General features: G+C 54.4%; 11 protein-coding genes. 8 read left to right on the top strand and 3 right to left on the bottom strand.

Annotated features, from left to right (window positions below):
• Positions 1-221: 221 nt before the first annotated feature.
• The 8 genes from abc-f (at position 222) to KTT_RS15520 (ending at position 8,923) form a co-directional block, all read left to right on the top strand.
• Positions 222-1,829 (top strand): ribosomal protection-like ABC-F family protein, encoded by a 1,608-nt coding sequence (gene abc-f / locus KTT_RS15555; RefSeq protein ID WP_126596856.1) that lies wholly within the window; start codon positions 222-224, stop codon positions 1,827-1,829.
• Positions 1,830-2,138: 309 nt separating this feature from the next.
• Positions 2,139-3,086: an ABC transporter permease gene (locus tag KTT_RS15550; RefSeq protein ID WP_160145902.1), complete on the top strand. Its 948-nt coding sequence runs from the start codon at positions 2,139-2,141 to the stop codon at positions 3,084-3,086.
• 161 nt (positions 3,087-3,247) lie between these two features.
• Positions 3,248-3,943 (top strand): dienelactone hydrolase family protein, encoded by a 696-nt coding sequence (locus KTT_RS15545; RefSeq protein WP_126596854.1) that lies wholly within the window; start codon positions 3,248-3,250, stop codon positions 3,941-3,943.
• Between the two features lie 185 nt (positions 3,944-4,128).
• On the top strand, positions 4,129-4,821 hold the full coding sequence (locus tag KTT_RS15540) for a GNAT family N-acetyltransferase (protein ID WP_126596853.1): 693 nt from the start codon (positions 4,129-4,131) through the stop codon (positions 4,819-4,821).
• 475 nt (positions 4,822-5,296) lie between these two features.
• Positions 5,297-5,518, top strand: coding sequence for a hypothetical protein (locus KTT_RS15535; protein ID WP_126596852.1), 222 nt, complete (start codon positions 5,297-5,299; stop codon positions 5,516-5,518).
• Positions 5,519-5,684: 166 nt separating this feature from the next.
• Entirely contained in the window at positions 5,685-6,584 is a 900-nt protein-coding gene (locus KTT_RS15530; RefSeq protein WP_126596851.1) for an HpcH/HpaI aldolase/citrate lyase family protein, read from the top strand.
• A gap of 154 nt (positions 6,585-6,738) precedes the next feature.
• Positions 6,739-7,503 carry a cytidylate kinase-like family protein gene (locus tag KTT_RS15525; protein ID WP_160145901.1) on the top strand — a complete coding sequence of 255 codons (765 nt, stop codon included), beginning with the start codon at positions 6,739-6,741 and terminating at the stop codon, positions 7,501-7,503.
• Positions 7,504-7,519: 16 nt separating this feature from the next.
• Entirely contained in the window at positions 7,520-8,923 is a 1,404-nt protein-coding gene (locus tag KTT_RS15520) for an NAD-dependent succinate-semialdehyde dehydrogenase (RefSeq protein ID WP_126596849.1), read from the top strand.
• A gap of 142 nt (positions 8,924-9,065) precedes the next feature.
• On the opposite strand, the gene KTT_RS15515 is transcribed toward KTT_RS15520, so the two are convergent.
• The 3 genes from KTT_RS15515 to KTT_RS15505 all read right to left on the bottom strand — a co-directional run bounded on the left by KTT_RS15515 (position 9,066) and on the right by KTT_RS15505 (position 13,169).
• Positions 9,066-10,130 carry an ABC transporter permease gene (locus tag KTT_RS15515; RefSeq protein WP_162854192.1) on the bottom strand — a complete coding sequence of 355 codons (1,065 nt, stop codon included), beginning with the start codon at positions 10,128-10,130 and terminating at the stop codon, positions 9,066-9,068.
• Positions 10,131-10,211: 81 nt separating this feature from the next.
• Positions 10,212-11,171, bottom strand: a complete 960-nt coding sequence (locus KTT_RS15510) for an ABC transporter permease (protein ID WP_126596847.1) — start codon at positions 11,169-11,171, stop codon at positions 10,212-10,214.
• A gap of 297 nt (positions 11,172-11,468) precedes the next feature.
• The gene (locus KTT_RS15505; protein WP_126596846.1) at positions 11,469-13,169 is read right to left on the bottom strand and encodes a peptide ABC transporter substrate-binding protein; all 1,701 of its coding nucleotides are present in this window, start codon (positions 13,167-13,169) and stop codon (positions 11,469-11,471) included.
• Positions 13,170-13,419: the final 250 nt, after the last annotated feature.

Here is a 13,419-nt window from a genome sequence, read left to right as displayed (position 1 = left end):
ATTATCGCTTGCCTTTTGATGCGCGTGTGTCGCCGACCAGACATTGAGCCCCTTATCGCTGTCTGCCTGCGGCTATTCTGTGTGTGCTTCCCGTTTGCATTGAGTTATGAGAGGGCCCCAATGCTTCCGCCATTGCCGCCTTCGCCCACGATCACAGATAGAACCCAATTTTATACATAAGCACTTGAAGATATGAAGCACACAGGGAGAGCATCCACAGTATGTTAAAAGTAAATCATGTTTATCTTTCATATGGCCCACGTATTATCCTTGACGATGTATCGCTTACGGTAGCACCGGGCGAAAAAGCCGGGTTGATCGGCGTTAATGGCGCCGGTAAGAGCTCTCTGCTTAAGATCATAGGAGGCTATCAGGAGGCCGATCGGGGCCAGATTATGCGCTCCAAGACCTATGGCTACCTCTCGCAGGATGTCGCGCACGAGACACCGGTTGCCTCGGGCGGCCTGGTCCGTGATTTTATCTATAGTGGCACCGGGCTGGACAAGGCGATCGCCCACTATGAAGAGCTTTCGCTGAAGATCGCCGACCCCAATGTCGATGATCTGGAGACAGCCCTGGAGCATTTTGAGGAGGCCCAGGGAGAGCTTGAGCGGCTGGGCTATTATGACGCCGATGCCCGCTGCGAACAGTTGATCAGTGGCCTCAATATCGGCGGGGTGACGCTGGATCGCGAGGTCAGCACACTGAGCGGTGGACAGAAGACCAAACTGGCCCTGGTGCGCCTGCTCTTCCAATCCCCCGAACTGCTGCTGCTGGACGAGCCGACCAACTTTCTGGACGTCGAGGCCACCCTCTGGCTGATGGAGTTCCTTGAGAGCTATCGGGGTGCCCTGCTGATCATCTCGCACGACCTGGATCTACTGGATCGCAGCATCACCAAGGTGCTGCGCCTCAATGAGTTTACCCATAAGCTGGAAGAGTATAAGGGCACCTATACCAGCTACCTGAATGTCATTGGTGATGCTCAGGCTTTAATCGAGCGCACCAAAAAGCAGCAGGAACGAGAGATCGCGCGCCTGCGCAAAACCTCTGATCGTCTGCGCGGCTTTGGCGCCACACGTGTAAAGCAGCGTATCGCGATGGATAAACGTATCGCGGACCTTGAAGAGAGCAAGCCACAGGTAGCGCAGGCCAGTCGCCGCATGAAGATCGACTTTCCGGTGCGCCAGCAGAGCAGTAACCTGGTGGTCGAGGCGAAGAACCTTTCCAAAAGCTATGGCACCAAACAGATCTTTAATGATATTAGCTTCGAGGTCGACCGTGGCGAGCGCCTGGTTATCGTTGGACTCAACGGTGTCGGTAAAACGACCCTGCTGCGCACCGTACTGGGACTGGTCCCATTGAACGCCGGTAAGGTTATTCTCGGTGACCGCGTACAGATCGGTTACTATGCACAGGAGAGCGAGGGGCTCAACTACGACAACACCGTTCTCAACGAGGCCAACGACATCCTGCCAACCGATGCCAAACGCGTGCGTGGTGTGCTGGGTCGCTTCCTCTTCAGCGGCGATCGCGTCTTTCAAAAGATCGGCTCGCTCAGTGGTGGTGAGAAAACGCGCCTGGCCCTGGCCAAGATGGTCCTGGAGGGCCCTAATGTCCTCGTCCTCGACGAGCCCACATCCCACCTGGACATCATCTCAAAGGAGATCATCGGCGAAGCACTCGGCAACTACAAAGGCACCATCATGACGGTCACCCACGACGTCGAATTCGTACGCCTGCTCAAACCCACCATGATGTTGCTCATGCCCGAAGGGCGGCTTGTCCCCTACGACACCAAATACGACGAGCTCCTCGAACGCGCCTAACATCATCTTTTATAAGAAGCAGGAAGCCGCATGGTGCCGCGTAAAGCGGCACCATGCGGCTTCCTGCTTCTTATAAAAATTCTGCGAGCGCCGCAGGCGCTCGCGTCAGCCGCCGCAGGCACCATACCTCCCTAATGTGGTATGGTATGAATATAGCACCTATATTCATACCATACAGCTCTCCTGCTTATCCTTATACTTTGCATCGTAGAGGTCGAATTCGTAATAGTAGACGTATACCACAGATATGTACTCATGTGCTGCAGTTGCTGACTGAAATAGAGCAGAGACGAAAGGATGTGGCCGGGTATGGTCTTTCTCTCCCTCCTCAAGAAAGAGATGCGCTTACGCTTGCGCCGCGAACGAACAATCTGGGTCATTATCACATATGTATTGTTCCTGGGACTGCTGGGCTGGCTCTTCCTCAACAATGCCTCCAATAGTTCCACGGGCATCTCCGCCAATGCATTGAGCGATACCGGCTCCAACCTCTATTCATTACTCGCCCAGGTGCAACTCTGCCTGATTATTTTTATTACCCCTTCATTGACGGCAACGGTCATCAACGGTGAAAAGGAGCGGCAGACATATGAGATGCTGCTCTGCTCACGGCTCTCGGCCTTCTCGCTGATTATGGGCAAGCTGGGCGCCAGCCTGATCAACGCGCTGCTCCTGATCGCCGCCTCGGTCCCGCTCTTCAGCCTGGTCTTCTTCTTTGGAGGGGTGGGACCCGGACAGATCGGCAGCGCGCTCGTGCTTTATGTAACGACGGTGCTGTGGTTAGGCGCGCTGGGCCTTTTTTGCTCGGCCACCTTCCAGCGTCCCGCTATTTCGACCGCTATCGCCTATATGGTCAGCCTGGTCTGGATGATGCTTCCGCTCTTAATCTCGATCGTCCTGCTCACGTCCGGCCAGGGCTATCGTTTCTTTCAGATCTACCCCGTCAAATCCAAACTCTTATTTGTCTGGAATCCGCTCATAGCATTGACCAATATCACGCCCAACAATAGCGTCTTTTCGTCCTTTATCTTTTTCCTCAACTTTGGCTATGGCACCGGCTATGGAGGAGTGGGTGGTGATGCGGCGCCTGTGGTGATTGGCAACTGGCACCTCTCCTATTGGGTCACCTACAGCATCATCAGCGCGGTGATGGCCTTCATCCTGATCCTGCTCAGCATGCTGCTGGCCAGGCCGAGGCGCTACGCTTCCCCACGCCGCTCTGTATCACAGCACGGCGAAACGAAGATCACAGTCTGAGGGGCAACATTGACATGTGACAGGCGGAGAACGTAAAACGTAAGAGGTAGGGCGCGACCCTTGATCTGGCCTGCTGTGTATCTCTCACGAGGAGCGCTACGTGACACTAGTGAGGTCAGTTAAAGGGCAACTGTATTTTATGCAACGTAAAGGAGTTTTTCATGGGTGTAGTTCGTAACTCAAAAGTAGATTTACATGTGAATGGCAATGGTGCCTATGCCTTTATCGCTCAACCCGATGATGACCAGCAGCATCCAGGCGTGGTACTGATTCAGGAATGGTGGGGGATCGAGCCGCATGTGCTGGGTCTGGCCAATAAACTGGCGGAGGATGGGTTTGTGGTGGCGGTACCCGATCTCTATCACGGCAAGGTGGCGACCGAGCCCAATGACGCAATGCGTATGATGATGATGCTACAGAAGAATGTAGATGTGGCGGCGCGTGAGATTATTGGAGCCCTGGATACCATCAAACAGCTTCCTAACGTTCAGCCAAAGAAACTGGGCCTGATCGGCTTCTGCATGGGTGGCTTCCTGGCCTACACGGTTGCCTCACGCTACGCTGATCTCGGAGCACTCGTGCCATTCTATGGCGCGGGCTACGATCCCACCCCTGAAGAGGTTGCGAAGGTGAACGCGCCGGTATTCGCCGTCTATGGGAAACAGGACGATAGCGTCCCCCCTGAGCAGATTCAGAAGATAGAGCAGATGTATAAGTCGGCCGGCAAAGACTTTACGGTCAGGGTCTATGACGCGGGCCACGCCTTCCTCAATCCCGACCATGGCATGGGTAATAAGGCGGCGGCGGATGATGCGTGGCCGCGCGCGGTCGCCTTCCTCAAAAAGCATGTGCGCTAAAGCTGGAAGTTGAGCGCAAGCGCTCGGGCGGCCGCATATGCGACCGCACACCGTTTTTAACAGGTGGAGCAACGCAATGGGTGGGTGCATCCGCACCCACCCATTGCGTTGCTCCACCTGTTAAAAACCAGACAAGAACCATAGGTGCTGGGCTTGCCCCAGCTTACTGAAAGGGAGGCAATCTATTGCAACAACGGATATTTAATGATCGGGAGCTGTTGCGCCTGCATGTAGAGGCGGTGTGGGGCATTGCATTGCCCACGATAGACGATGTGAACATAGAGCTTGCTAACACGGGTGCGCAGCCTGACTGGCTGCTGTATGTCGGCAAGATGGCGACCGAGACGATCTTTATCTGGCACCCTAATGTCGCAGCGGACCAGCGTCAACACATCATAGATTGGTCCCCCAATAACCAGTCTAATGGAGCGGACTATACCGCGACCTATGAGCGGGCCTTTGCACAGTCGCACGCACCAGCAATGGACGTGGCGACCGCGCACACGATGGCACGAGCGCTGACCGAAGACGACTATCCCCTGGTCGAGGCCTATGAGAAAGGGTATGGTGAATATTTCTTTCAGCCCGAGCGAGCGCCCCTCTTCGGAGTGGTCAAAGACCAGCGCCTGCTCGCGATCGCCCACAGTTCGCGGCGTATCAATCAAGCCTGTGAGCTTGGTATCGAGACGCATCCACAGGCACGACGCCAGGGCTTTGGACTGGCCGCGACGATACTGTGGGCTGATGGTGTAGGCCGAGAGGGACTGCTGCCCCTCTACAGCGCGCTGGCCGACAATGATGCCTCTCTTCGTCTCGCTCACGCGGCCGGCTATCGCCCCTTTGTGCTGGGAGCCACCATCCGTCCAGTCGCAAAATAAGAACCTCCTGTCCACCCTGCCTGTAAAACCCGTCAAAAAGACAAAGTGTCACGTTTAATACATATATAAACAGGTAACAGGCTTCATTTTATATCGATTGTACTCAAGCTGTTTCTCTAAAGTCAAAATAACCGTATGTCGCACCTTATATCATCCCATATCCGGTCTATGCGAGTGTCTAACGCACATGGTGATCGCCCGCAGCCTGTATGCGCTTTCGCACCAGCAATGCCCAACAGCCCTGCGCATGCGCTTTCGCACCAGCAATGCCCAACAGCCCTGCGCATGCGCTTTCGCACCAGCGGGGCCCAACAGCCTTTTATATGTAGGTGCACCAGGGGCGCGGATGCGCCCCTGGTGCACCTACATATAAAACCAGTGCGGCCGCGCATGCGGACGCCCGTGCGCGAGCGATCACGCTCACCAATAAAAAGTGTGTCTGACACTCTCCACCTTTTGGTGAGGAGCCAAAGCTATGTCTCACAGTGAAGTCGCCCTGCTCAGGAAAAAGATTTTAGAAGAATATGAAGCAATGGAACGTGGTTTAACGGGTCTGGCGAGTGGCACCGCCAAACACGCCTTTATCGATGCTCGTATGCGGCGGGTGGATAGGTATCATGATCAGCTCACGCAATATGTCGGAGAAACGGAAGCGACCCTGACCGTGTGTGAACTGTATATCCAGGCTATTGGCTAAGCCAGTGCGCGGTAAAAGGAAAATCTGAAGTAGTATATATATGCGATGGGGCAGCTATGGCGTCCGGCGTCATAGCTGCCCCATCGCATATAATAGAGGATGGATGCATCAGCGTCTGCAAGCAGGGATGTGCATCCATAACACATAATAGCCAAAGGAGTCTTTTATGCGCCTTAGACGGTCGGAACTGTCAACCCCTGGCAGCAATGAACATATGATCGCAAAGGCGGCCGCCAGCGCCGCCGACCTGGTCCTTATCGATCTGGAGGATGCCGTCGCCCCAAATGAAAAGGTGTCGGCCCGCGCCAAAGCGATCCACAGCCTGGCATCACTGGATTGGGGCCAGAAGACGCGCGCCGTGCGGGTCAATGATCTGGAAACGGAATTTGCCTATCAGGATATTATTTCGGTGGTAGAGGAAGCGGGCGAGTATCTCGACATTCTGATTGTCCCCAAGGTGAAGTCGGCCCGCGATGTGTGGTGGGTCGATACCCTGCTCTCACAGATTGAAAAGCACCGCCGCCTCTCGCACCGCATTGGACTGGAGGTGCTGATCGAAGAGGTGGAGGCCATGCTCAATGTGGAAGAGATCGCCAGGGCCAGCAGTCGCTTAGAGGCGCTGATCTTTGGACCCGGCGACTATAGCGCCTCGCAGGGGGTCGATAGAAAGGGCATCGAAGGGACCCATCACAGCTATCCGGGTGATCTCTGGCATTACGCGCGCAACAAGATTGCCATCGCGGCGCGGGCCGCTGGCATCGACGCGATCGATGGCGCCTATGCCGATTTTAAAAATGCCTCCGGCTATGAGGGCGAATGCGTACGCGCCCACACCCTGGGCTTCGTCGGCAAGTGGGCCATTCATCCATCCCAGATCCCTATCTCCAACCAGATCTTCTCTCCCGATCCCGCCGAGGTCGCGTACGCGCGCCGCCTGGACGCGGCCTATACACAGGCGCTGGCACAGGGGCAGGGCGCGATCGCCTTTGAAGGGAAGATGGTCGATGCCGCCATCGTGCGCAGCGTGAAAAATATTATTGCTCGGGCCGATCTGATCGGTATGTGAGCCAGCCGGTAGCAGGCTAAAACGTATCTTTCAGGGACACCTTACACGTAAAATAATTAGAGAGATCATTATCATAAGAAGTAAGGGCAAACCTTTATGTGAAGGTCCTGGACACAAAATGCCAGAGCTTATACGCAGAAGAAGGATCATGTTGATGGAAGATACACTTCATGGAAACGCTCAAAAGCTCGGGGCAAAGGGGAAGTCGGTTGAGACGCGCGTGCTTCCCGAAACGGCTCTGGCTGCCGATCCCATGCCCTCCGGCATCCCACCTCAGGGATCGGTCGTGGTGACTGTCTCACGCCAGTTTGGCAGTGGAGGCTCCGACATCGCGCACCTGGTGGCGAAGGCCGCCGGGCTCAACTATGTCGATCAGAAGATCATTACCGAGGTGGCCGAGCGGCTGGGTGTGGATATAGAATACGCGGTCCAGCAGGATGAGCAGACCAGCGGACTCTCAGGCAATATCCTGGAGGCATTGCGGTCCAGCAATCCGTTCAATGTTCACTATATGTACCCGGCCGCCAAGGCCCAGTCTCAAACACAGGAACTGGCCTACTTCCATTTAACCCAGCGCGTCATTCTAGAACTGGCGACGCAGGGGAATGCCATCATCGTGGGTCGGGGCTCACAATTCTTACTGCATAATAATCCACGCACCCTGCATATCCATATTTTCGCGCCTATGGAATATCGCATCGACTATGTGATGAAGCAGTATCAGATCAAGCGTGCCAATGCGAAGGAGATGATCGAGCAGCGCGACGATGAGCAGGCCCGCTATCTACGCCGCTACTATGGTGTAGACGGGCAGCAACCAAATTTCTATCATCTGCTCATCAATACCGGCCTGTTCTCATTTGAGAGCGCCACAAACTTTATTTGCCAGGCGCTCCCCATCGTACAAGCTATTGTATAACAAGGAAATAAATATCATGAGTATCCAGTCAATCAATCCGGCTACAGAAGAAGTTCTGGAGACCTTTGAACCCTATACAGACGAGCAGATCGATAACGCCCTGCAGCAGGCCCATACGGCCTTTGATAGCTGGAGCCGCACCAGTTTCGCGGAGCGCAGCGCCCTCTTCCATCGGCTGGCCAGCCATCTGCGCGAAAATAAGGCTCGCCTGGCGCGAACCGCGACACTGGAGATGGGCAAACCCATTGTGGAAGCGGAGTCGGAAGTTGAGAAGTGCGCGCTGAACTGTGATTACTATGCCGATCACGCGGAAATGTTTTTAGCGCCTCAGGAGATGTCGAGCAACGCCACGAAAAGCTACGTGGCCTTTCGTCCTCTGGGCGTTGTGCTGGCGCTGATGCCCTGGAACTTTCCTTACTGGCAGGTGATGCGCTTCGCCGCCCCCGGCCTGATGGCCGGCAACACAGCGGTACTCAAGCACGCCTCCAACGTCTCACGGGTAGCGCTGGAGATCGAGCGCATGTTCGAAGAGGTCGGCTTTCCAAAAGGCGTCTTTCGGACCGTACTGGTGCCCGGCGCGGAAACGGAAAAGCTGATTAAAGATCCGCGCGTGGCCGCCGTGACCCTGACGGGGAGCGAACAGGCCGGTATAAAGGTGGCGGAGGCCAGTGGTAGCGTCCTCAAAAAGCACGTGCTGGAACTGGGCGGTTCGGATGCCTATATCGTGCTGGCCGACGCCGATCTTGATGAAGCGGCCAAAACAGCCGTGCAGGCGCGCAACCAGAACAATGGACAGAGCTGTATCGCCGCCAAACGCTTTATCGTGGTTGGCCAGGTCTACGACGAGTTCGTCGAGAAGTTCGTGAAGAATACTCGCCAGCTCCACATCGGCGATCCCCTGGAGCGCGAGACAAAGATAGGACCGCTGGCGCGTAAGGATCTGCGCGAGACGCTGGAGCAGCAGGTCCAGGCGTCCCTATCGGAGGGAGCGCGACTGGCCACCGGCGGCAAGCGCTTCGGGGACAAGGGCTATTACTATGAGCCCACCATCCTGGTAGATGTCACGCCTGCGATGACGGTGTTTAAGGAGGAAACCTTTGGTCCGATGGCCGCCGTCATCCGCGCGCGCGACGCCGACCATGCCATCGAGTTGGCGAACGACTCGATCTTTGGACTCAGCAGCAATCTCTGGACACGCGATATCGAGCTAGCGCAGAGGCTAGCGGCACGCATCGAAGCCGGCGGCGTCTTCATCAACGGCATGACCGCCTCCGCGCCCAGCCTGCCATTCGGCGGCGTCAAGCACAGTGGTTACGGCCGCGAGCTCTCCCACTTCGGCATTCAAGAGTTCGTCAACGTCCAGACCGTCTGGATCGGTCCCAAAGTTGAAGAGACGCCCACCAGGTCCCCAGCCGAATAATTTCTTAACAATAAATATATAGTAGTTCAGCCGCAGCGCGAATGCGCTGCGGCTGAACTACTATAAAAAACCAGGCGGCCGCTACGCGGCCGCCCGAAAGGGGGCGCTCACGCCCCCTGTAAAAAGTGTGTCTGACACCCACTCAGTCTTTGGAGCGAGGATCGAAGGCGTCACGCAGGCCATCGCCGAGGAAGGAGAAGGCCAGAACGATAATGACCAGCACAAAAGATGGCAGCAGGGCTTCCCATGGATGGTTCTGCAGGAAGTCGGTTGCATCAGAAATCATCAATCCGATACTGGAGCCAGGAGGTTGCACGCCCAGACCCAGCAGGCTGATACCGGCCTCACTGATAATGGTGTTGGCGATATTTAGCGTCGAGGCAATAATAACGATGCTAAACAGGTTAGGAATGAGGTGGCGCATGATAATAGTGAAGTCAGTCGCGCCAGAGGTGCGGGCCGCCTCAATGAATTGCTGCTCCTTCAACTGCAGCGTCTGGCCGCGCACATAGCGGGCCATCAATGGCCACACGGTCAGCGCCAGGCCGACCGACACAAAGAGCAGACGCGCATTACCATTGGCACCGATGACGGGTATATTGCCCAGCATATCATTGGCCTTGGTGCCCAGGATACCTACCAGCAAGATGATAAAGAGCAGGCCCGGGAAGGCAAAGATAACGTCGGTGAAGCGCGCCAGGAAGAAGTCGATCCAGCCACCATAATAGCCGGCCAGGACGCCAACGGCGACGCCCAGAATAATATCGAGCAATTCGACGACCACCGCCACTGCGATCGAGATCAACATACCCTGCATCAGGCGTGAGAAGAGATCACGACCGATGGAGTCGGTACCCAGCCAGTACTGGGCGGACGGCCCCTCGTGCTTACGATCGGCCTCTTGATGGGTAAAATCGCGATAAACTGAGGCAGGAATCACCGTATTGGTCATGTTACTCTTATAGCTGGGGCCCGCCAGCTTATAGATCGGCGTCCCAACGATGGCGATCAGGACATAGAGTATAATCACACCCAGACAAAACATGGCACGCTTATCCCTACGCAGGCGCCGCAAAGACTCCTGAAATGGGGTGGGTGACTTCTGCTCTTTGTCCGGCTTCTTAACTGGTTGCCCATCAACAACTTCAGGAGCCAGGGCAGGTGCCTCCTCGATCAGCAATTCCTGAGGAGAAGGTGTAGGTACCATAGATTCCCCTGGCTCAACGAATTTGGGCTTCCTAATTTTCGGTCCTCTATCTTGTTCCATTTCAATACTCACCTTCTCAACTTACTCAGCTTTGATGCGGGGATCAACAAGTGTGTAGCAGATGTCTGACAACAGGTTGCCAAAGACCACGCCGATCGCCAGGATGACGGTCGTCGCCTGCACTACTGGATAATCCAGATTATCGATCGAGTCCAATGTGATACCAGCAATACCAGGAATGGAGAAGATTCTTTCAATGAAGAAGGCGCCCGCTACCAGGAAGCCAATCGACAAACCAATAATGGTAATCAACGGGATCAATGCGTTGCGAAAAGCGTGACGATAGATGACGGCCCGCTCATATAATCCTTTGGCACGGGCTGTACGCACGTAGTCCTGGCGCAGGATCTCCAGCATACTCGTACGCGATAGACGCGCGAAATAAGCCATACCGGTCGCGCCATACACCAGAATTGGCGCGAGCTTATACTGGATATCCGTCCAGCTGTATTGCCAGGGGGTGCCCCACTGGGTGTTTGGCCAGTTCAAACCAAAGGTATTGTCCAGCCAGATAATCAAGAACTGCACCAGAATCGCCAGGATGAAGGATGGCAACGCGTAAATAACCAGCGAAGCACCCATGCTGATAGTATCGGTCCAGCTATTCGCCTTGATGGCCGAAATAATGCCGACGGGAACGCCGATGCCGACCTGAATGATCAGGGCCCAGAAGCCAAGTTCCAGCGATATCGGCAGGCCATCGGCGATAATGTCTTTAACCGGTCGCCCAATCGTTTTAAACGAGGTGCCCAGGTCAAAGTGCAACAGGCGAATAACGAAGTTCGCGTATTGCTGAAGCATGGGCTGATCCAATCCATACTGATGCATCAATTGCAGCTCTAGTTGATGGTTTGGATGGTCACCCATCATAATCTGAATGGGATTGCTCGGGGAATAGTATCCTATGATAAACGTGAGAAATGTCACGCAAAAGATCACGAATATGAGCCCAACGAATCTCTTGATCAAGAATTTAAGCATACCAGGCTCCGACCTCCTTTTCTCTACCACGATGCTATCTCCGTAGCAGGCACGTACAGGTAGAGGAATATTGCCTTCAATGCCACATAACTTACGTATTCTATCCCACGTAAACGATAGAGATGAAAGAAATAGGTAGATGGCTAAAAAGGAAAATATCCGTAACGTCCTCATCTATTAAAAGAGCCATACGTCACGGATACCTACAACTAACTGGTGAAGAGGACCAGGAAGTCATCTGCCATATTTCGGGGGAAACAATGGCAGATGACGTATCCCAACTTCCGTTCCGTCCAGTTATGCCGACATGTAAATGTTGCTCCAGTCGTCGGGCGGGATCAACTGCTGGGAGTTGAGCTTCAGGTTATGCACCTTCTGGCTGGTCAGGGAATGTACTTTCTCCTGCCACAGAGGGATCCAGGCCACATCGTTGATAACCTTCTGCTCAGCGTCATTGTACAATTTCATGCGCTCGGTCTGGTCCTGGGTGACATCGGCTTTGCGCAGTTCCTGCTGCACCTGCACCTGCTCGGCAGCAGCGGTAGAATGGTTCTGACCATAGTTGAACTGGTTGTAGTCCGAACCCTGATCGAAGAAGGTGGTCAGCCAGTCCTGTGGATCAGGATAGTCAGCGTTCCAGCCCGCCTGCCACATTGGCAGCGAGGCGTTGTTCTGGGTCGCGTTTTCCAGGTCCAACAGACGGGCGCGGGCCACGGTGTTTACATTGACTTTGACGCCCAGGTTGGTCTGCCACATCGAGACGATCTGAGACATCGCGTCTTTGAAGCTCTGCTCACGTGGGTAGTAGGTCAGGGTCAGCGAAGGCAGGGTCGTAATACCCTCTTCCTTCATACCTTCGGCCAGCAGCTGCTTGGCTTTGGCGGGATCGCCCTGGGTGGTGGTTCCCTCTGGTCCGGTCAGCGTCGGATCGTAACCAGGCATGCCACTGGGGATAACGTGATTGGTCGCCGTAAAGGCGTTATTCATCGCGGTCTTGACGATGAGATCTTTGTTGATCGCCAGAGCGAAGGCCTGACGAATCTTGATATTGTCAAAGGGTTTGGCCAGGTAGTTCAGGCTGAGGTAGCGAATGGTCAACACGTCGGTCGCGCTATAGTCGGGCTTGCCAGTAACGTCGCCGACGTTCGCGGTTGGAACGTAGGTGAAGTCGAGCTGTTTGGCCTGATACGCTTTGTACATGCCGTCTTCGTTCTTGTAGAAGACAACGTCCAGGGTCTTCAGCTTTGGCTTGGGACCATAGTAGTTATCGTTGCGTACCAGCGTGATACCGGTGCTGTGGTTATAGGTCTGGACCTTGAATGGGCCAGCGCCAGCGCCTTCCTGAATATGATCGGTCCAGGGGCTGCTGCCGCCTTTGTATTTCTCAACGATCTTCTGATTCACTACATAGGATGTAGGATAGGAGAGCGTCTCCAGGAAGTAAGCGGCTGGTTTGCTGATCTTGATCACAACGGTATTGTCATCAGGGGTCAGCAGGCTATCACCAATCAGCGTTGGGATCTTACCTGCGTTGACTTTGTCGAAATCCTTCAAGAGGCTCAGATAGTAGCTCACGGGTGAGTTGAGGCCCTTGGAGACAGCGCGGTTGATGCTATAGACAACGTCTTTTGATGTCAGAGGATCGCCGTTGCTGAACTTCAAGCCAGAGCGCAGCTTGAAGGTATAGGTCATGCCATCGCTGGAAACGCTGGGCAATTCAGCAGCCAGCTGGGGCTTCACCTTCAGATCTTTGTCCAGGGTAACCAGGCCCGTAAAGACGGCCTGAATAGGGAAATTAGAGTCGGTATCCTGTACGGTACCAGGATCGAAGCTGTTGATGTCACCAACAACCGGGAAACGCAACACCTGCTTGTCATCAGAGGCAGCTGGTGAGGATGTGCCTGGGCTCCCACCACCTCCGCAAGAGGCCAGAAAAATAGCCATCAAGCACAGGAGGCTGGCGAGGAACTGTAAAGAAAGTTTCTTACCGGCTTTCACAATTATTCTCCTTGCATAAACCCAAAGAGGTAGAACGATAACTCAGCACATAACGACGTAATAGACTGTAACAGTAAAAATAAAAGCGAATATCTTCTTTTGGCGTCACTCCTTTGACTGCTACATTTCACCATTATCCATGTGTGCAAAAGGTATGTGCTGATCAATTTTTTTTAGATATATTTAACTACGTCATCCATTGAGCAAAATCTCTCACCATTATTCGGCGATGGAAAAAATTGGCCTGCAA

The sequence above is a fragment of the Dictyobacter aurantiacus genome (assembly GCF_003967515.1).
GTDB classification, from domain to species: domain Bacteria; phylum Chloroflexota; class Ktedonobacteria; order Ktedonobacterales; family Ktedonobacteraceae; genus Dictyobacter; species Dictyobacter aurantiacus.
This window is presented reverse-complemented; position numbering and strand designations above follow the sequence as displayed.

What these genes read in the sequence shown, in the direction of transcription:
- abc-f (WP_126596856.1), top strand. Translation starts at nt 222, where the DNA reads ATGTTAAAAGTAAATCATGTTTATCTTTCATATGGCCCACGTATTATC.
- KTT_RS15550 (WP_160145902.1), top strand. Translation starts at nt 2,139, where the DNA reads ATGGTCTTTCTCTCCCTCCTCAAGAAAGAGATGCGCTTACGCTTGCGC.
- KTT_RS15545 (WP_126596854.1), top strand. Translation starts at nt 3,248, where the DNA reads ATGGGTGTAGTTCGTAACTCAAAAGTAGATTTACATGTGAATGGCAAT.
- KTT_RS15535 (WP_126596852.1), top strand. Translation starts at nt 5,297, where the DNA reads ATGTCTCACAGTGAAGTCGCCCTGCTCAGGAAAAAGATTTTAGAAGAA.
- KTT_RS15530 (WP_126596851.1), top strand. Translation starts at nt 5,685, where the DNA reads ATGCGCCTTAGACGGTCGGAACTGTCAACCCCTGGCAGCAATGAACAT.
- KTT_RS15525 (WP_160145901.1), top strand. Translation starts at nt 6,739, where the DNA reads ATGGAAGATACACTTCATGGAAACGCTCAAAAGCTCGGGGCAAAGGGG.
- KTT_RS15520 (WP_126596849.1), top strand. Translation starts at nt 7,520, where the DNA reads ATGAGTATCCAGTCAATCAATCCGGCTACAGAAGAAGTTCTGGAGACC.
- KTT_RS15515 (WP_162854192.1), bottom strand. Translation starts at nt 10,130, where the DNA reads ATGGTACCTACACCTTCTCCTCAGGAATTGCTGATCGAGGAGGCACCT.
- KTT_RS15510 (WP_126596847.1), bottom strand. Translation starts at nt 11,171, where the DNA reads ATGCTTAAATTCTTGATCAAGAGATTCGTTGGGCTCATATTCGTGATC.